The 19476-nt window shown below is 43.6% G+C and carries 8 protein-coding genes, 7 tRNA genes and 9 pseudogenes; 17 read left to right on the forward strand and 7 right to left on the reverse strand.

What is annotated here, in order from left to right; genetic code table 11:
• Positions 1–4: 4 nt before the first annotated feature.
• The 11 genes and pseudogenes from MP3633_RS07690 to ilvD all read left to right on the forward strand — a co-directional run bounded on the left by MP3633_RS07690 (position 5) and on the right by ilvD (position 5422).
• Positions 5–301 (forward strand): integration host factor subunit alpha, encoded by a 297-nt coding sequence (locus MP3633_RS07690; RefSeq protein WP_176335109.1) that lies wholly within the window; start codon positions 5–7, stop codon positions 299–301.
• A gap of 280 nt (positions 302–581) precedes the next feature.
• Positions 582–658: transfer RNA gene (locus MP3633_RS07695), tRNA-Pro, on the forward strand.
• 13 nt (positions 659–671) lie between these two features.
• Positions 672–747 (forward strand) — tRNA-Thr (locus tag MP3633_RS07700).
• A 53-nt stretch (positions 748–800) separates the two neighbouring features.
• Positions 801–876: transfer RNA gene (locus tag MP3633_RS07705), tRNA-Thr, on the forward strand.
• 45 nt (positions 877–921) lie between these two features.
• Positions 922–997: transfer RNA gene (locus MP3633_RS07710), tRNA-Thr, on the forward strand.
• A gap of 51 nt (positions 998–1048) precedes the next feature.
• A tRNA-Val gene (locus MP3633_RS07715) sits at positions 1049–1124 on the forward strand.
• 50 nt (positions 1125–1174) lie between these two features.
• Positions 1175–1251: transfer RNA gene (locus MP3633_RS07720), tRNA-Asp, on the forward strand.
• A 56-nt stretch (positions 1252–1307) separates the two neighbouring features.
• Positions 1308–1383: transfer RNA gene (locus MP3633_RS07725), tRNA-Val, on the forward strand.
• Between the two features lie 535 nt (positions 1384–1918).
• Positions 1919–2281, forward strand: a complete 363-nt coding sequence (locus MP3633_RS07730; protein ID WP_176335110.1) for a hypothetical protein — start codon at positions 1919–1921, stop codon at positions 2279–2281.
• Positions 2282–2314: 33 nt separating this feature from the next.
• A pseudogene (locus MP3633_RS07735) lies at positions 2315–3283 on the forward strand (IS5 family transposase).
• 460 nt (positions 3284–3743) lie between these two features.
• Positions 3744–5422 (forward strand): annotated as a pseudogene (gene ilvD / locus MP3633_RS07740) (dihydroxy-acid dehydratase).
• A gap of 109 nt (positions 5423–5531) precedes the next feature.
• Here the strand turns inward: ilvD and lipA are convergent.
• Entirely contained in the window at positions 5532–6551 is a 1020-nt protein-coding gene (lipA, locus tag MP3633_RS07745) for a lipoyl synthase (RefSeq protein ID WP_176335111.1), read from the reverse strand.
• Positions 6552–7138: 587 nt separating this feature from the next.
• Between lipA and MP3633_RS07750 the strand changes: the two are divergent.
• The 5 genes and pseudogenes from MP3633_RS07750 to MP3633_RS19115 form a co-directional block, all read left to right on the forward strand.
• Positions 7139–8517, forward strand: a pseudogene (locus tag MP3633_RS07750) (IS4 family transposase).
• Between the two features lie 527 nt (positions 8518–9044).
• Positions 9045–9239: pseudogene (locus MP3633_RS19110) on the forward strand (rhodanese-like domain-containing protein); the annotation flags it as partial.
• 325 nt (positions 9240–9564) lie between these two features.
• Complete coding sequence (locus MP3633_RS07755) at positions 9565–11313, forward strand: protein adenylyltransferase SelO (RefSeq protein WP_176335112.1); 1749 nt, start codon at positions 9565–9567, stop codon at positions 11311–11313.
• An 89-nt stretch (positions 11314–11402) separates the two neighbouring features.
• Positions 11403–11753: a tetratricopeptide repeat protein gene (locus tag MP3633_RS07760; RefSeq protein WP_176335113.1), complete on the forward strand. Its 351-nt coding sequence runs from the start codon at positions 11403–11405 to the stop codon at positions 11751–11753.
• Between the two features lie 202 nt (positions 11754–11955).
• Positions 11956–12144, forward strand: a pseudogene (locus tag MP3633_RS19115) (iron-sulfur cluster assembly accessory protein); the annotation flags it as partial.
• Positions 12145–12288: 144 nt separating this feature from the next.
• Here the strand turns inward: MP3633_RS19115 and MP3633_RS19120 are convergent.
• Positions 12289–12840, reverse strand: a complete 552-nt coding sequence (locus MP3633_RS19120; RefSeq protein ID WP_425324753.1) for a MarR family winged helix-turn-helix transcriptional regulator — start codon at positions 12838–12840, stop codon at positions 12289–12291.
• 439 nt (positions 12841–13279) lie between these two features.
• A pseudogene (locus MP3633_RS07775) lies at positions 13280–14250 on the reverse strand (IS5 family transposase).
• A 74-nt stretch (positions 14251–14324) separates the two neighbouring features.
• Between MP3633_RS07775 and MP3633_RS07780 the strand changes: the two are divergent.
• A pseudogene (locus tag MP3633_RS07780) lies at positions 14325–14465 on the forward strand (IS481 family transposase); the annotation flags it as partial.
• A 70-nt stretch (positions 14466–14535) separates the two neighbouring features.
• Here MP3633_RS07780 and MP3633_RS07785 read toward each other — a convergent pair.
• The 4 genes and pseudogenes from MP3633_RS07785 to MP3633_RS07805 all read right to left on the reverse strand — a co-directional run bounded on the left by MP3633_RS07785 (position 14536) and on the right by MP3633_RS07805 (position 19032).
• Entirely contained in the window at positions 14536–15093 is a 558-nt protein-coding gene (locus tag MP3633_RS07785; protein WP_176335115.1) for a response regulator, read from the reverse strand.
• A 140-nt stretch (positions 15094–15233) separates the two neighbouring features.
• Complete coding sequence (locus MP3633_RS07790; protein WP_176335116.1) at positions 15234–16196, reverse strand: sensor histidine kinase; 963 nt, start codon at positions 16194–16196, stop codon at positions 15234–15236.
• Positions 16189–16728, reverse strand: a pseudogene (locus tag MP3633_RS18980) (heme NO-binding domain-containing protein). Before MP3633_RS18980 ends, MP3633_RS07790 begins: the two are co-directional and overlap by 8 nt.
• A 1154-nt stretch (positions 16729–17882) precedes the next feature.
• Positions 17883–19032: pseudogene (locus tag MP3633_RS07805) on the reverse strand (IS3 family transposase).
• Between the last annotated feature and the right edge of the window lie 444 nt (positions 19033–19476).

A 19476-nucleotide genomic window follows, 5' to 3' on the forward strand; every position in this document is an offset into this window, starting at 1 on the left:
GTTTATGGGGTCGTTGACAAAAGCGGACCTTGCTGAAAATTTAGTGGATTCAATTGGTTTGACTAAAAAAGACGCAAAAGATCTGGTTGAAGATTTTTTTGATGTCGTACGTAATTCACTAATAGAGCGGCAGCAAGTTAAGTTATCTGGCTTTGGCAATTTTGAAGTGCGTGAAAAAAGTCAGCGCCCAGGTCGAAATCCCAAAACGGGGGAAGAAATCCCAATTACTGCGCGTACGGTAGTTACTTTTCGGCCAGGGCAAAAGCTTAAGTCAAAGGTAGAAGACTATATGCAAGAATAGTTTTTCTTTTTTGAAAAAAAACCATCCATTTCGGATGGTTTTTTTGTGTCTAGCTGCCCTCTGAGGTTGTTTTTTTATATTAGGTTGACTGATGGGTAAGTCTTATCTTACTGCTATTGAAGAGTTAAGATGAATGATACTTAGATCAATGTTTAAGCGATGGATCTACTTAATTGTTATCGCATGATTAAATCAAAAAAAAATATATAAAAGTCTTCCCTTTTCAATTCGTTATAGTAATATACGCACCCGCTGACAGCGACATAGTTGTTGTTTGCATCGGGGCGTAGCGCAGCCTGGTAGCGCACTAGCATGGGGTGTTAGTGGTCGCAGGTTCAAATCCTGCCGTCCCGACCAAAACTTGAGAAATGCCGCTATAGCTCAGTTGGTAGAGCATCTGACTTGTAATCAGAGGGTCCCGAGTTCGACTCTTGGTGGCGGCACCATTTTTTGGTCATAGTCCTCTTGTAGGATAAAAAAAGATTTTGCTTTTATTTAAGCCGCTATAGCTCAGTTGGTAGAGCATCTGACTTGTAATCAGAGGGTCCCGAGTTCGACTCTTGGTGGCGGCACCACTTCTTTTAAAGAAGTTTAAATAAAAGTGAACTGCGTCATGTAATGCCGCTATAGCTCAGTTGGTAGAGCATCTGACTTGTAATCAGAGGGTCCCGAGTTCGACTCTTGGTGGCGGCACCACGACTTTTCTTACTAAGAAAAGCCCGTGTTTATTGATGTTAGGTAACGAGCGGGTGTGTAGCTCAGTTGGGAGAGCGTCGCCCTTACAAGGCGAATGTCGGGAGTTCGAACCTCTCCACACCCACCACTAACTAGACAGTGGGCTTGGTCAAACAAGCAAAAGAACTAGATCGTGTTGGAGTGGTAGTTCAGTTGGTTAGAATACCTGCCTGTCACGCAGGGGGTCGCGGGTTCGAGTCCCGTCCATTCCGCCATTCATGTTACTTTTAGAGTAATGTGGTCAATGGCAAAGAGTTAACGCTTTACAAGCGGGTGTGTAGCTCAGTTGGGAGAGCGTCGCCCTTACAAGGCGAATGTCGGGAGTTCGAACCTCTCCACACCCACCAGTAATATGACTGATTTTGTTATATAACCTTATGCCAGTAAGTCTTGATATATATAGATCTGACTGTCCTAGTCATTACTTATTTCCTTTTCTTAATTGTTAATGTTGAATTCTTCTCAGTCTCTTAATTTATCATGTGGCGAATATGTGACCATATGGTGACCATCTCGAATAATCCGATTTTTAATCCATTCATTAAAATACTCCCAGATACCTATTTTAGCCCATTCTTTGACCTTCGCTCGTTTTAGTCCATTCGGTAAACATGATATTTTTGGTCACAAGATTTCTGTGACCAAATTTGTTGCCAAGTGACTTTAATGTACCTAAAGTGTATTTTTCTACATTCTCATAACTAACTGACTAATAAAGAAATTAATTGTTAGGGCTAATTGGTATTTTATGACGAAGCTGAAAAACCAATGTGACCAGAGCACTTTAAAAAGTAATTTCTTTTTGTCGTTCGTGCTTCTGCGTGAGTCTTTGCATTAAGCGTTAGTTGTGTGGGATTTTATATTTACTCAGGGAGTCGAGGAATGGGTACTAATTACACTGCATTATTTCGTCAAATAGAGATCCTAAGGGCTATTCCGGATAAACCAGATCGTTCTATATCGGCCGAAACGATACAAACGGCATTAGAAGGGAAAGGTTTTAGCGTTCAAATACGTACTCTCCAGAGAGACCTTAAAGCGCTAACAAAGCAATTCGGCCTAAACTGTGATAAATCCAAGCACAAGTATAAATGGAGCTTTAAAGACAAAAGCCCAATTAATTTTGAAACCATGGATACACCTACTGCATTAACGTGGGTCCTTGCTCGGGATCAACTTTCAGGTCTGCTTCCAAAAATTGCAACAGAACAGCTTAGGGAACATGCGAATAAGTCCCTCTCATGAGACAATCTCTTTTTAAGTCTTCGAGCCTCAACCATGTCACACCAACTCACTTTTGCCGACAGCGAATTCAACAACAAACGCCGTAAAACACGTAAGGAAATTTTCCTTTCTCGCATGAATGAGTTGATGCCTTGGGATCAACTAGAAGCGATTATTGAGCCGTTTTATCCTAAACCAGGGAAAAGCAGAAGACCTTATCCGCTATCTACCATGCTCCGTATTCATTGCATGTAACATTGGTACAGCATGAGCGATCCAGCGATGTAGGATGACTTGTATGGGATTACGTCTATCCGCTTGTGTGCTGACTTATCGTTAGATAGCCCTATTACTTATTTAAATAGTTGATCACACCACCATCATGAACTTCAGGCACTAATTAGAGAAACACAAACTCTTGCGCCAGCTTTTTAAAGAAGTGAATAGATGGCTGTCTGACGCAGGTATTTACCTCAAAGAAGGTACCATTGTGGACACGACTACTATTGAGGCGGCCAGCTTAACGAAGAATAAAGCCAAAGAAAGAGACCCTGAGATGCATCAAACTCAGAAAGGTAAGCAGTGGTTCTTTGGCTTAAAAGCTCATATTGGTGTTGACGCTAGAACGGGGTTAACTCACAGCGTAAGTACAACGGCGACCAACGTTCATGACATCACGGAAACAGCGAACCTTCTTCAAGGCGAAGGGTGTTTTGTCTCGGCGGATTCTGGCTATCGTGGCGCTCAAAAGAGAGAAGAGTTAAAAGGTGTCAAAGCAGACTGGTTGATTGCAGCTATTTTTCGAAAAGAATGGCAAGCAAAATAAGAATCTTAAAAAAACACCCTATAAAAAATAAACAGCCCATCCGAACGGGATATATCAAAGCCAGTATTCGAGCAAAAGTCGAACATCCCTTTAGAATCATCAAGTGTCAGTTTGGTTTTAGAAAAGCTATATATCGTGGGTTGGCTAAAAATGACAGTAAGCTCGCTATGCTGTTTGCTCTTGCAAACGTGTTTTGAGTTGACCAGGTGACCCGAGCGGCAAGGGGTTAATCCGTTTAAAAACCACTAAACAAGGTTCAATTATCTTGTTTAGTGGTAGAAAAGTGATAAACCAGGCGCATTACTGACTGCCATTGAACTTTTCAGAATGTTAAGGCGCGCAACTCGACTTGATCGTATGTTCCCTAGCAATAAGCCAGTAAATTCTGGGAAGTGCCAATACCCTTTTGAGGGTTGCTGCAGCCCAATGAGATAAGGACCATTTGTGGTTCGATGGAATACTTGATTTAAATACTGGGTTATTGTAACTTTATAGTTGAGTATTTTAGTCAAGTATTAAGTGTGATACCCCTGCAACTATCCTAGCCTGTAAGTGTCAATCAGACGTTATTTGGTTTTTTCATCGTTAACTATTTATTGGCTTTAGACATTAACCCGCCTATTTCAGATCACAAACGATCATCTAAGGAGTTTCGAAATGACCAAGATCACCGATAACATGCGCAAGTATTCGTCGAAAGTAGTGGATGGCGTTGAAAGCGCCCCAGCTCGTGCGATGTTGCGTGCGGTAGGTTTTACCGATGATGATTTTAACAAGCCGCAAATCGGTATTGCATCAACTTGGGCGAATGTTACCCCCTGTAACATGCACATTAATAAACTCGCGGAAGAGGCTGGAAAGGGAGCGGATGCGGCTGGTGGCAAATCTGTAATCTTTAATACCATTACTATTTCAGATGGGATAGCTAACGGTACTGAGGGTATGAAGTACTCCCTAGTGTCTAGAGAAGTTATCGCGGATTCTATTGAAACCGTAGTAGGTTGCGAAGGCTTTGATGGCCTTGTCGCCGTAGGAGGGTGTGATAAAAATATGCCTGGTTGTCTTATCGGTATGGCGCGTTTAAACCGCCCAGCGATTTTTGTGTATGGCGGTACGATTAAACCCGGTGCGAACCATACGGATATCGTCTCAGTGTTTGAAGCCGTGGGACAACATGCTAAAAAAGAGATAGATTTGATTCAGCTGAAACAGGTGGAAGATACCGCTATTCCTGGCCCAGGTTCATGTGGTGGGATGTATACCGCGAATACAATGGCCTCTGCAATTGAAGCATTGGGTATGTCTCTGCCAGGTTCATCTGCACAAGAAGCGAGTTCAGCAGATAAGAGCGCAGACTGCTTTCGTGCTGGCCAGCAGGTACTTGAGCTATTGGCTAGGGATATCAAGCCAAGTGATATCATGACGCGTAAAGCTTTCGAAAACTCTATCCGTGTGATTATAACACTGGGGGGTCTACAAACGGAGTATTGCACTTGTTAGCCATGGCCCACGCTATGAATGTCGAGTTAACTCTCAATGACTTTATTGAAATAGGTAAAACGACCCCTGTTTTGGCGGATCTTCGTCCTAGTGGACAATATATGATGTCCGAACTTGTGGCCATTGGTGGCATTCAACCGCTGATGAAACGCTTGCTCAGCGCAGGCCTGCTACACGGTGATACGCTCACGGTGACAGGTAAAACGCTGGCTGAAAACCTATCTCAAGTGCCTGATTATCCCGCTGGCCAAGATATCATCCGACCGTTTGATAACCCCATTAAAAAAGACTCTCACTTAGTCATATTGCACGGCAACTTATCACCAACTGGTGCCGTGGCTAAGATTACCGGTAAGGAGGGATTACGCTTTGAAGGCACTGCGCGTGTTTATCACAGTGAAGAAGAGGCATTGACAGGGATACTGAACGGTGAAGTCATTGCGGGAGACGTGGTTGTGATTCGTTACGAAGGTCCAAAAGGGGGGCCGGGAATGCGTGAGATGCTTTCGCCAACCTCGGCGATTATCGGCAAAGGCCTTGGTAAAGACGTCGCTCTGATAACCGATGGACGCTTTTCCGGTGGGTCACATGGTTTTGTGGTGGGGCATATCACGCCAGAGGCTTTTGACGGAGGAACGATTGCTCTTGTAGAGGATGGCGATAAGATCATCATTGATGCTGAAACACGTACTCTCTTTTTGGATGTCAGTGATGACATATTGACTGATCGAAGAAATCGCTGGAAACAACCTGAGCCCAGATATACGCGAGGTGTGTTGGCGAAATATGCCAAACTGGTATCCAGTGCTTCAGAAGGTGCTGTTACGGACAGGTGATGAGTTAAGTGGCCACGATTAGTTAGGTATATTCATTGGGCAGCTATAAGATTGGATACAGATCACGCTCTTTGAGCAGAACAAAGAGCGTTGTTATCCGCAGAGATTACTATTGATTATTGCTACTTAGGCCGACATTGTTTTTCATGAGTACTTGTTCTGCGCGATAACTAGAGCGAACAAGAGCCCCCGACACCACTTCGACAAACCCTCTATCAAGACCCCACTGGCGATATTTTTCAAACTCTTGTGGTGTAACATAACGTTCAATAGATAAGTGATTTGGTGTTGGTTGTAGGTATTGACCAAACGTCAAAATATCACAATTTATTGCGCGTAAATCGTCGATCGCTTCGATGATTTCATCTTCTGTCTCACCTAGCCCAAGCATGATACTCGTTTTGGTAAGTACCTCTGGTTTGTATTCTTTAGCGTGTTTTAACACCGCAAGGGTTTGTTCGTAGCTGGCGCGTGGATCCCTCACTGGGTAAGTGAGTCGCTTCACCGTTTCTATGTTTTGGGCGAACACGACGATGCCACTGTCTGCGACCGTCTCTATGCAGCTTAAAACACCTTGAAAATCCGGTGTCAACGCTTCAACGGCGACATTCGGGTTTTCTTCTTTAACACGTTTGACGACACTCGCGTAGTGGCCAGCGCCACCATCATCTAAGTCATCGCGGTTTACCGAAGTGAGAACGAGATACTTCAGTCCCATCAGTCTGACGGATTCCGCTGTATTTTTAGCTTCATCCTTATCCAGCCAGCCTTGTGGGTTACCGGTGTTAACGGCACAGAAACGGCAAGCACGAGTACAAGTGTCACCCATGAGCATAATGGTCGCGGTTCCTGAACTCCAGCACTCACCAATGTTGGGGCACATCGCTTCTTCACAGACGGTACTGAGTTTATGCTCGTGAACGATTTTTTTAGTACCGTTATACACTTTACTATCGGTGGTTTTTACTCGCAGCCAAGACGGTTTTCTAAGGCGCTCTTGGATTTCCTTGCTTGACGCTTTGATACCGTTTTTAATCGCTGTTATGCCTTTAGCGTTAACGAATTTTTTCCCACTTCCAGTTGGCTCGGAGTGAATGAGGGTAGTCGGGATCAGTTTAAGATCACTCATATATTATTTCCTTACTTTTTAATTTAAGGCAAGTTGTATGCGAAATATTTTTCTCTAAGAGTTAACTAAAAAATTACGTGAAGCTCGTTGTATTCTAAACGATTTTTTCGTGAAAAATAATTGTTTGCAGTCTTTATGTATAAAGCTTACAGGTGATACATACTTGTGACTATTCTTTTACTTCCCTGTGTGTCAACCTGAAGTTGAACAAGCTGATTTTAAGACAACATACAAATCAGGGTGTATTAGGGGGGGTACATACCAAAGAATACAACGGTTGATCTGCAAGTTAAGCCGTCGCCTGATTTGTAAAGACGATCTCGCCGATTCTTTAGTACTGAGTATAAGATATCCATCATACAACAAGCTGATGCCTGTAAACACGGTGGGTTAGTTACGTTGCTTCGACGAGAGAAACTCTACTCGAATCAGTTAGCGCCAGTGGCGTCGAGAGCTTGCCTCTAATGGTGTGTCAAAGGCTTACAAAAGTCGACCCCAAGCCTAATGCTGTTCACTTAAGGATTGAATTTAATTGAATAGTCTCAGAAAATCCGATTAAGCTTTCTTAATCGGATTTTTTTGTGTCTATTCAGCAGTTACTTCTTAGCATCGATGAACTTCATTCATTCTCAGATCACTCGACCTTCACCCAGAATATTCCTGTTGAATGGATCGAGTCTGCATTAACCCTTTCTTCAAAAGCGAGCATCAGACGACGACGTCTACCTGAAGATCAAGTTCTTTGGCTAGTGTTAGGTATGGCTCTTTTTCGGGATGAAGCGATCGAAGAAGTGGCGAGACGCTTAAATATTTGTTCGGAAGGATTAGCGTCGGAGTAGCTCCTTGCCAAAAGTGGCGTATCTCAAGCGAGGCAGCGCCTTGGTTCTGATCCTATGCAGTGGCTTTTTCAGCGTACAGGTGAACATTGGGCCAATGAGCGATTTGCTCAGGATGATTGGCAAGGGCTGCAAGTATTCGCAATAGATGGTGTCGTTTTTCGCACCCCGGACACACCAGAGTTACGAGAATACTTCGGTAGCGCTAGCAATACAACCGTCAAGCAGAGCGCCTATCCGTTATTGCGTTGTGTTGCTCTGATGAATACGCATTCTCACATTATTCTAGATACTCAGATTGGACGTTATCGAAAAGCTGAAACGCCATTAGCTGAAGCAATGTTAGATAAGATTCCTAATCGCAGTATCACACTCCTAGAGCTGAAGCTATGTTAGATAAAATTCCTGATCGCAGTATCACACTCCTAGATCGAAATTTTTGGAGTGCTAATCTCATGCATACCTTGATGAACGGAGGGAATAAACGACACTGGTTAATCCCAAAACGCAGCAATACTGTGTATGAGGTCATTGAAGAATACGGAGACGGTGATGCGTTATGGCGTATGAAAGTCTCCCCACAAGCACGCAAAAAGAACCCCAGTCTGCCTGAATACTGGGATGCACGAGCCATAACCTATGACGTTCAAGGTAAAGCTAAGACGGTACTGACATCACTTCCTATCAGTAACTATCCTGCTGACAAGATTGCTCAGTTGTATCATCAGCGATGGGAAATTGAACTGGGATTTCGTGACATCAAATCTTCCATGCTTAACAACGCCATTACGTTGCGCAGTAAGAAAGTCGATTTAATCTATCAAGAAATGTGGGGGATGCTACTGGCATACAACATCGTGCGTCGAGAGGCGAGTCATGCGGCGGCATCACATGGTCAACGAGCGAGCGATGTGCGTTTTAAAATGGCGTTTACTTTTATTGCTTCCAACTTGATCGTGATGGCAGCGGCTAAGCCAGAATCGAAGACAGGAATGCGCCTTAAGGAGCTAAGGTCTGGGGTGTGTAATTTGTTTTTGGAGAGAAAGAAAGCGAGGCCTAATCGACCTCGCGTGGTCAAGCAATCAAAGACGAGATATCCGATATCTCGTAATGCTGTTCCGCTTAAGTGAACAGTATTAACCCCAAGCCACCTGTTATCTTGTCTGCCTCGTTCCGTTGTCCTTTCATAGCTAGCCAGTTTTCCGCTCGGTAGCAGGTCCCTGACTAATGCTCAAATACCCATTAAACTCTCAATCAGCAAAGGTCTACTTTTTCTCACCACTGTACCGATTAAAACGATCGTCATAATTTTTGGTTCAGCCAGATGACAGATGTAACCTGCAGTTACTCAAGCAGGAAAAAGATAGCGTAACGATATTACCTTGACATAATAATTTCAATACGACAATATTTCAAGTAATGAATCTAATCGTTTTATAAGGCAACTATGAAGACAAAATGCTGAAAGTAAACAGATTAAGAAACTACATATTAGAAGCTCGGAACTGTGATCACAATGTTTGAGCAGGGTGAATTACAGCAACTGCTTAAATCGGCTTTTGCTGAATAACATTACGGCTGACGAAGGAGCCAACTTTGCAGAGTTTGACAGCACCAGAACTAGCCGAATGGTTGGAGAGTACGGAACGCAAAAAAACCGGTATTACTCTACGTTCGTGAGCCTTGGGAGTTCCAGGCCTGTCAAATGGGAGCGTTTCCGATACCTATGAATACTCTTCCTGGCAAACTCTCTGAGCTGGATGCGGAGAGTTCAATTATCTGCATTTGTCATCATGGCGTGCGCAGTATGGACGTTGTCCTGCTTTTAAAACGACAGGATTTTCCCAGGTGATAAATCTGATCGGAGGCGAACATGCCTGTGCTTTGCAAGTAGACAACACGATGCCGATCTACTGATTTTGGTGGTTACTGGTGTTCCAAACAAAGTGGAAAAGATAGGCTTATGAACTGGAATTCGCTGTTATTCTGGCGGCAGAAATCAAAGCCACAAGCTCGTTGGACGCGTGAAAATACCAAGATCCCCGCCAGACAGATTACTGACGATAATCATGGCCAAACCAAGGCTGAAGCGTCATCTCAGCCAGTCGGAGGCGCCGAGATGAAGCTGGCTGTCTTACTCGGGCCAATTTTTGGGAAATACTTTAAAAGGAGTCATTGTGATAAAGCGACCGCCTCAGAAAACCGCCTCTACTATTTCGACGCTCAACGATCTTGCAACGTTGGTAAACTATTCGCTCATGGATTCCCTCAACTGCGACCCTGAAGCGACAGTAAATGGACATGACCACGCCCCACGACAAGTTTTCACGGGCCACTATGTTCCCGTCACTCCCACGCCAATCGAAAACCCAGAGTACGTCGCGCACAGCAAAAACCTGTTTCGCGAATTGGGCTTCGCCGACAGCATGGCACAGTCGGCCGACTTTGTTCGCGTGTTCTCCGGCGACATCGCATTCGTTCCAGAACCAATGCGCAAGGTCGGTTGGGCATGTGGCTACGCGCTTTCCATCTTTGGCACCGAGTACGTTCAACAGTGCCCGTTCCAAACCGGCAACGGGTACGGCGACGGCCGCGCCATTTCGGTGCTCGAAGCCGTTATCAACAGTCAGCGCTGGGAAATGCAGCTTAAGGGTGGCGGCCGCACGCCATACTGCCGTGGCGCGGACGGCCGGGCCGTTCTGCGGTCGAGTGTTCGGGAGTTTCTGGCGCAGGAGCACATGCACGCGCTTGGTGTGCCAACATCGCGTTCACTGAGTTTGTACGTTTCGAAAACAGAGAAGGTCAGGAGGCCCTGGTATTCGGAAGGCTCACATTCAAGAGACCCGGACACGCTGGTATCGGACGCTGTCGCCATCTCGACGCGGGTTGCACATTCGTTTATTCGGGTTGGTCAACTGGAGCTCTTCGGTCGCCGTGCACGCAAGAAAGAACACCCGCAAGCGATGGAAGAGCTTGAGCAGATTGTGTTGCACCTGATCGACCGTGAATACGGTGACGTTATCGATCAGAACCTGGCAACCAGCGAAAAAGTAGTGTTGCTTGCGCGTGAGTTTCGCGGTCGACTCACATCGCTTGTAGCGAACTGGATTCGTGTCGGCTACTGCCAGGGAAACTTCAACAGTGACAACTGTGCAGCCGGCGGTTTCACCTTAGACTACGGTCCCTTCGGATTCTGCGATGTATTTGATCCGCAGTACCAGCCGTGGACGGGCGGCGGACATCACTTCTCGTTCCTGAATCAGCCAGAAGCCGCCGAACGTAACTTCCACACGTTTTGTTCGGCGTTACGCCCGTTGTTGACGGCGCATCAGGACTGTCTAATTGAGCTCGACGAGATCCAAAGTGATTTTCCGAAAGCAATACAAACGCAAATGAAGAAAATGTGGGCGTCCAAACTTGGACTCGCCACTTTTAACCAAGGCTTGTTCAGTGAGCTCGAAACGTTGATGGTACAAACGCCTGTTGATTACACCATTTTCTTTCGCCAGCTCTCTACGGTGCCCGACAGCATTTGCGTACTTAAAAAAAGCTTTTACAAAGCTTCAGATTGTGAAGCAGACCTCGAAGGCATTTACAAGCGTTGGGAAGAGTGGCTCACAAAATGGCAAACGCTTGTCGGTATTGTCGGCACAACCGACGCAACGTTAACTACGCATGGTGTTCGTGAGGAACTCTCTCAACAGATGAAACTCGTCAACCCGAAATACAGTTTGCGGGAGTGGTTCGTTGTGCCTGCGTATCAGCAAGCAGCTGCCGGTAATTACTCTCTACTTCGAGAACTGCAGGAAGTCATGACCCAGCCATACGCAGAGCAATCGAAAGACATAGAAGAAAAATACTATCAGTTGAAGCCGTTGCAGTTCTTCGAAGTTGGCGGGTCGTCGTATTATAGCTGCTCGTCATGACCCAAAAAAATAACGAAGAATTTGATCGAAAAACCACCTGAGTGTAGACGTTATTAGGCGTGACGAAAAGATTGATAGGAGACACAGGTATGGCTGATCAGCTTAACGAAAAAAAAGCGTTTTTGGCATGGGAAGAATCGGTGGAGGCTTTACAAACCGATGCTGGACACGGCTCCGCCCGTGCGCAACGTTTATTGGCGATACGATACTTGCGCGGCCGTGGAGTGCCTAAAGATGAGACCATCGCTTTTTATTGGATGCAGCTCGCCGCACAACAAAATTTTGCTTTAGCACACCGTAGTCTGGGCGAACTTTACGAAAATGGCTCAGGTATCGCGCTGGATATGACCCTGGCGGGCCATTGGTATCGTCTTGCAGCAGAGCAGGGCGATCCCATAGCTAAAAAACATTTGCAACGTTTAGCACAGCCAAACACGTGATGTAAAAAACAGTCAAATACCAAAGTACCCGGAGGCAATTTTAAGCATAGTCCAGGAACACACCATAACCCCGCTGTGTCTCAGTGAAAGTGCGGTGTCCAAAGTACGTGAATTGGTCGAAGAGGAAGGCAACGAGAACCTGAAGTTTCGGGTGTTCGTAACCGGCGGTGGCTCTGGATTTCAGTAGGGCTTCTCGCTCGATAAGGTGCAAGATGATGAAGACGCAGTGATTCAAAAAGACGGCATGAGTCTTCTGGTCGACCCCATGAGCTACCAGTATCTTGTAGGCGCAATGGTCGATTATCAGGAGGGGCTACAAGGAGCACAGTTTGTCTTGCATAACCCGAACGCCAGCTCAACCTGTGGTTTCGTCAGTTCGTTCACTATCTAACACAACCTTATGACCCTTCATCCTGCCGACGCAAGGATGAGCAGCTTTATCAAATGCCCCCACCCTCACCGAACGTTCGCGCAATCGAACCCTCAGTGATGTAATTATTGGACACGCGAAATGAAGCTGGGAGGTAAGGATCAATCAAATGCTTGAGAACTTGCAACACAGTTTGTCTATTTCATAGACATCCAGCGCCGCCGCAGAATGATTACAAAACCCAGAGTTCAGGCAGCTTTGTCTGAAGTGTTTACAGTTTATGCAAGTCCCGAATTGTGTCTTCGCGCCAACTTCCTGAGATCCCTTGTTGAATGTTAGCAGGGAAGCGCACAGGGATTCGCGCTGCTCTTGAGGTAAGTCATCAATTGTTTGAACCAACGTCTTTAGTGGGTCGGTATTCAGGGCTTCCATGCCAGGCGACGTTACGTCGAAGACAGCACTGCGTCGATCACTCAGTCCACGGCTGCGCTCCAGATACCCGAGCTTCACCAAGGACTTTACGGTTTGAGAGGCTGTGCCTCGGGTGGTGCAATGGAAACTGGCAAAAGCGGAAGGTTGCCGGGAGAAGTTGTTTGCGTGGGCAAAAAAGCGCAAGGCAGACCACTGCGCACTTGTCAGTTCAGAGGCCGAACGCTGAACTGAGCGTCGCACAAGGTGAACCAATAGGTCAGCTATACGTTCAGATGAATAATTCATATGACAATAATAGCGTTTCAATATTAAATTGACAAACCTTTATATTATTAATAGCCCCCCTGTGTCGTTTCGAATTCATAATTCTGGGATGCGTGAGATGAATGCGATTACAAGACCTCAACTGAATAGCAAGGGACCGACTCAAGCCCATGACACGAATGTATTTTGACAACAGCTATGCGCGCCTTCCTGAAACGTTTTATAAGAACTTTCATCCTGATGCTGCCAGGAGCCTTAAGCTGGTAGCGTGAGCCGCTCTCTTGCCATGGATCTGGTAATTAATGATCCTGATTTTCTGTCTGATCAGGAGCATGCTATCAAGTCGAGCTGTGCGCCTTAATTTTCTTTAAAGCCAATAGTAGTGAGTAATGTGGCTAGTTTGGTACTTTCTTACCACTAAACAAGATAATTGAACCTTGTTTAGTGGTTTATAAGCTAATTAAACCTTTGCGGCTATTATCATTTGATCAACCCGAAACGCTTTTCACGGGCAAACAGCATAGCAAGCTTGTTATCATTTTTAGCCAGACTTCGGTAGATGATTTTTCTAAAATCAAACCGACATTTGATAATTCGAAAAGGGTGCTCAACCGTTGTTCGGATACTGGCTTTGATTTATTCCGTTTGGAATGGCTGCTTGTTCTTTATTGGTCGCTTCTTTAGGTTTTTGATTTTGCTCGAAATTTCTGCGATAAACCAGTCGGCTTTAACCTGCTTTAGCTATTCTCGTTTTTGAATGAAGCGGTAACCAGAATCGGCTGAGATAAAACGCTCTTCGCCATGAAGCAGACTCGCTGTTTCCGTGATGTCATGAACGTTGGCCGCCGTTGTACATACGCTCTGAGTTAACCCCGTTTTAACGTCAACGCCAATATGGGCTTTTAAGCCAAAGAACCACTGCTTACCTTTCTGAGTTTGATGCATCTCAGGGTCTCTTTCTTTGGCTTTATTCTTCGTTAAGCTGGCCGCCTCAATAATAGTCGTGTCCACAATGGTGCCTTCTTTGAGGTAAATACCTGCGTCAGAAAGCTATCTATTCATTTCTTTAAATAGCTGGCGCGAGAGTTTGTGTTTTTCTAATAAGAGCCTGAAATTCATGATGGTAGTGTGTTCAGGAACGGAGTTATCTAACGATAAGACAGCAAACAAACCCATGGACGTGATCTCATGCAAGTCATCCTCCATCGCTGGAATACTCATGTTGTACCAATGTTGCATGTAAAGTCCGGAACTTGGTAGATAGCGGATAAGGTCTTCTTCCATTGTCTGATTTGGGATAAAGCGGCTGAATAACCGCTTCTAGTTGATCGCAGGACATCAACTCATTCATGCGCGAAAGAAAATTTATTTACGGGTTTTATGCCGTTTGTTGTTGAGCTCGCTGTCTGAAAAGGTGAGTTGGTGTGACATAGTTTAGGTTCGAAGGCTTAAAGCGAGATTGTCTCATAAGAGGAGCTTATTCGCATGTTCCCTAGAAGCTCTGCAAAAAAGATCTGGACGAATGGATGGTCTATTACAATAATGGCCGAACTCATCTGGGAAAAAAGTGTTGTGGAAGGACGTCACTGGACACATTACTTGATGGAAAAGAGGTCTGGGCTGAAAAGAATTTAACCCAGATCTAAACTGACAATCACCATTTAAAAACAGAAAAACTGTCAGACCAAGTCTGAATAAATACTCGCTATTTACCGTTTAATTAATAAGTTGCTCAACGGCTTTTAGTAGGTCGCTATTAGCAAAAGGTTTCTGTAAAAAAGAATCTGCACCTTTTGCAATTGTGGCCTGTAGCTGTTCTTCATCTAGTGCTGAAATGATCAAGATTTTAATGTTTTTGAGTTTGTCAGATGCTCGGACAAATTCTAATATGCCATAACCATCTATTCCTGGCATACTCAGATCAAGGGTCATCAGTGCGGGTTTTTCACTATTAAGCTTAGAGCCTGCTGAAAATCCATCAGTGGCAATCATCGTGTCATAGCCTGCGCCTTTGAGAACTCGCTGTATAGATTTAGCAAGGAGTGACTCATCATCGACAATCAAAATGCGCTTGGAATTATCGGTTCTGAACTCCTCGGGTATTGGCATTCCATGTTGATTAAGAAACTCAATAAAGTCTTCATGGCGGACACGGTTATTGCCTCGTCCAGGTAACTTGAAGCCTTTTAGATCGCCGCGCTCAATCCAGCGAATGGCCGTTCTTAGATGGACATCGCATATTTTAGCAATCTCTCCTGTTGTGAGAGTTTTCATTCTTTGACAATCCTGTTGAGAATTAATAATTGAGGAAAGAGTATCCTATTGGGAAAAGGCACTAATTATAAATTATATAAATTATATTATCTCAGTAATAGTTTGGACCGTCTATAGTCGCCGTAAAGCTTACGTGTATTTCATTCCTTCGGCTGATTATTAATCATTGTGGGTAATTTTACTATAAATGTAGCTCCTTCTCCTTGCTTGCTTGTGAACTCAATTTCGCCACCATGATTTTCGATAATACCGTGGGCAATTGATAATCCCATCCCCGTTCCTTTGCCGACTTCTTTTGTCGTAAAGAAAGGCGAAAAAATGTCACCGAGTTTACTTTTAGAAATTCCACACCCAGTATCCGAGACAATAATTATGATCTGATCTGAATCGCTTTGGCTTGATATGGTGAGTTGTTTTATTGGGGATTTTTCCATTGCATGTGTTGCATTGACAATTAAATTCAGTAAAACCTGATTAATTTCGCCAAGATTACACATAACACTTGCGATTGGTTTTAAATCTAACTTTATACTCACCTGAGCGTCGATAATCTGGCTATTCAGTATTTTAAGTGTGTTGCGGATGCCCTGATTTATATCCGCCTCTGAGTAATCGGTAGGTTGACTATGTGCAAAAATACGAAGGTTATTGACAATTTCTTTAATGCGTACGAGTCCATCGACTGTGTCAGAGAGAAGCTCAGGTGTCTCTTCATGGATGAAGATCATGTCATGACTCTCTATAAATGTATTCAAGTGCAAGGTGACCTCATCTGAAAAAGCCGCCGTTTGCATTAACTTCTGTAGTAAAGAAAACATATCCGTGCAGGATGCCCAATAGGTCTTGAGCATTTCAATATTACTAGAGATGAATGACAGAGGATTGTTTATCTCATGCGCGATTCCGGCTGAAAGTGTGCCAATAGTGGCGAGTTTTTCATTACGAAGAATAATGGTTTGGTGTAGTTTAAGGTGCTGATTGCTCTCGGCAAGCTCTTGATTAGAGAGGTAGAGTGAGCGGGATTTTTCTTCAAGCAATGCCTCAGCTAGTAATCTGTTTTTTTTCTCACGCTCGTATGCAATCTTATAATGGTTATCAGTCATGGTGAAAAGTAATCCTTAAATCGCAACGATGGTCATTTTTATGCATATAGGTGTGTGAAAGCGATATTTGTTCAGCATAATGACTAGAAGAACCACGAATAAGCCCTTTAGCAAGAATACAGAGTTTTCGAGGTGGGTAGTGGTGCATGATCATGTGGTCATCTGGCGTATCGTAGTATTCAAAACTAGGAAGACTTGGGTCTTGATAAAGCTCTCTTGCCTATACATGAATAACTGACTCTATACTTCTAAGATAAGGTTTTAGCGTAGGTTCCTTCTCAAGGAAACTAAGATTACGATTGTGCAAGCGGTGAAACGTACATTCACCAAGTGTTTCAATAATCCTTTCAGAAAGCAGATTTGATTTTTCGCAGGTAATGTCAACTAATTCGAATAAATGCGTACTCGGATAGCTTTGTTCAGCGGTATCGGCACCTTCTGTAGCCGCAGTATCCAGTTTGTCATTCCATATTTGCATACCAAAGTGATTTGTTACCATCTCTTCAATCATATTATACAGGATATCTTTCATATATGATTCCTTTTAGATTATATTTCAGTATTAGATAAAAATATAAATTTGACACTTTTTACTTAAAACACCTGCGAAAAAGTTCCAGTATAGTAATGAATAGGCCCGTATCATGAGGTTTCCAAGATAAGGAAAAGTACTTACTCGCATCCTCCTTAACTGATTCCAACTCTTTGTTCTCTTGAAAGACATATGTCGTTAGAAGTTGCTTGTCTTTTTTCTCAAAGCAGGAAATACGTTTGATACTGTCTGGTATTAGGGTGTGGCCATCAGGTAATAATACATCCTTACAGCTCATGATATCTCTGGAGAGAACCATATTGGGCTTATTTTCATCCTGCTCAATAATGTCGCACTCCAACTCACAAACTAACTCAGGCAGGTGTTATAAGATCTCTGTATCATAGGCGCTGCCTGCTATTTGAGACAAGCACTCGAGAGCATCATGTTTACTTAACCGTGTTCAAATTTTTTCCTTTTGTTAATGCTGTAAAACCACGGGCAATGGCTAAAATGCGCGACTCTTCAGGGATAAGCTCACCTTGTAGATGTTGATGAACCCTGATGTCATTTATGCGTTCATATAGATAAATGCCAAACAGGAGTAATTGCTGTATAAGCTTGTTCTGGGTGGTTTTTATACAATATTCATTGTACCTCAGTCAGATTAGAATAAGGGGATTTTAGTAACGTCTGCGCCATACATAGTAAACCCAAATTCCGCCGAAGTCCTGCCAATGTGAGAGGGTATATCCGGGTTTTTTCATAACCTAAGTGTAGTAATAAATTAAGACACATAGATGGCCGGCCATCATTGATTGCTTACAGCCCAAGAGGTTATTCATACTGATTAGTTATAAAACGCTTTTAATGTGGTTTTTTCCTTTGGTAATTTGATTTCTTTCAGCAAACTCTTTGTGTCCAAGTTTTTGTTCAATGGTTAGTAAAATTTCATCATTGTCCCAGTATTTTTGAATGTATTGATGGATCTTACCGTGATTGAATGCAGAAATAATTGATTCGATTTCAGAGTATCCGGTTAACAGAAGGTGCACCGTTTAATGATAATCTTGTGCGACTTTAGTCAGTGGTTAAGCGCCGATCATTTCAGACTTACGTATATCTGAAATGATCAGTGGTATGGATCCAGTTTTCTAGACAGTTTCTAGCTCCGTAAAATATCGCTTCTCATATTGCCGTGGCGATAATCCATTATTTGATCCATGGTGTCGCTTTGGATTATAAAAGCATTCGATATAATCAAAAATCTCTGAACGAGCATCACTTCTTGTTTTATAGGTTCGATTGCGTACTCTTTCTTTTTTTAGCAATGAGAAAAAACTTTCCGCAACAGCATTATCATGACAGTTACCACGACGACTCATACTGACTTCCAGATTATTATCTTTTAAGAGGGTTTGCCAATCTTTCGAGGTATATTGAGCGCCTTGATCTGAGTGTACCAGTACTCTTTTTGTGGGGCGTCGTCGCCAAATCGCCATGAGTAAAGCATCAATAACGGACTCCGCTGTCGCCCTTGATCTCATTCACCATCCTACGACCAATCTAGAAAATAGATCAACAACGACGGTCACGTAAAGCCAGCCTTCTTTTGTCCGGATGTACGTGAAATCGGTTACCCATACTTGATCTGGTTCTGGGACAAAAAACTCTCTATTTAGTGTATTTGGAGCCGTATTACGTTCAGACTCACGATAAAAACAGGGCGACTTTTATAGCCTATTAGTGCTTTTAAACCCTCGCGGAGCATCACCCTTAGGACTCGATTCTTTCCAGAAGACTTGACTTCTCTTTTTAGGTCTTTGGTGATATTGCGGTAGCCGTAAACACAACCACTCTCAAGCCAATGCGTTTTAATGGTGATGGCAAGTTCATCATCTTCTTGCTCTCGTCTACTTTTTGGACAGTCCAGCCAAGCGTAAAAACCGCTCCTATTGACTTGCAGCGTTCGACACAAGATAGCAATAGAATAGTCATTGAGCCGTGATTTTATGAACGTGTACTTTTCTTTGACTCCCCGGCAAAGTACACGGCGGCCTCCTTTAGAATGTCCCTCTCTTCGGTCACCCGTTTAAGTTCAGCTGTGAGTAGCTGGATCTCTGACTGAGCGGAATCTTCCGCTTTTCTGGTCACTTCTGGTTTGCTGTATCGGGCAATCCAATCATGCATACTTTTGTAACTAACGCCAAGTCGCTCAGCCACTTCTGCAACCTTATAGCCGCGCTCAGTGACTTGTTTAACGGCTTCAATTTTGAACTCATCGGTACAACGCTTTCCACTCATAATTCACCTCATGTTTACCTATTATTATATAGCTATGAAATGTCTATAAAAGTGGGTCCATACCACAGATTAATATTATGCGTCCTCATTAAATAGAGCTGTTAACACTCCACTCGCAGTAAATACCTGATTAGTGGCTTTAAGAAGTAGCTATTTTAGTGAACTAATTACACTAGACTCATCATCAATGCAGAGTAAGTCCCACGTTTTATGACAGGTTTCTAATATCAGATAAACGGCAATTTTAGCTGTTTTATTATCGATAGTGTGCACCTATGTTCTAATTTTGTCCTTAATAATATGCATAAAAGTCACATATGTCAAAAAATTACTAATAATTGTTATGTCTTTAGTGGCATGTTTGTTATCGTGAACTATATCTAGGTGTATCGTAATTATTATTACGAATTTGAATTAATAATTACTGAAGAGATAGTATTTAGG

Source organism: Marinomonas primoryensis, assembly GCF_013372285.1.
In the GTDB taxonomy this organism is placed as follows: domain Bacteria; phylum Pseudomonadota; class Gammaproteobacteria; order Pseudomonadales; family Marinomonadaceae; genus Marinomonas; species Marinomonas primoryensis.

Coding starts and splice junctions, on each gene's coding strand:
- MP3633_RS07760 (WP_176335113.1), top strand. CDS start 11,403: ATGGCTGATCAGCTTAACGAAAAAAAAGCGTTTTTGGCATGGGAAGAA.
- lipA (WP_176335111.1), bottom strand. CDS start 6,551: ATGAGTGATCTTAAACTGATCCCGACTACCCTCATTCACTCCGAGCCA.
- MP3633_RS07690 (WP_176335109.1), top strand. CDS start 5: ATGGGGTCGTTGACAAAAGCGGACCTTGCTGAAAATTTAGTGGATTCA.
- MP3633_RS07785 (WP_176335115.1), bottom strand. CDS start 15,093: ATGAAAACTCTCACAACAGGAGAGATTGCTAAAATATGCGATGTCCAT.
- MP3633_RS07790 (WP_176335116.1), bottom strand. CDS start 16,196: ATGACTGATAACCATTATAAGATTGCATACGAGCGTGAGAAAAAAAAC.
- MP3633_RS07730 (WP_176335110.1), top strand. CDS start 1,919: ATGGGTACTAATTACACTGCATTATTTCGTCAAATAGAGATCCTAAGG.
- MP3633_RS19120 (WP_425324753.1), bottom strand. CDS start 12,840: ATGAATTATTCATCTGAACGTATAGCTGACCTATTGGTTCACCTTGTG.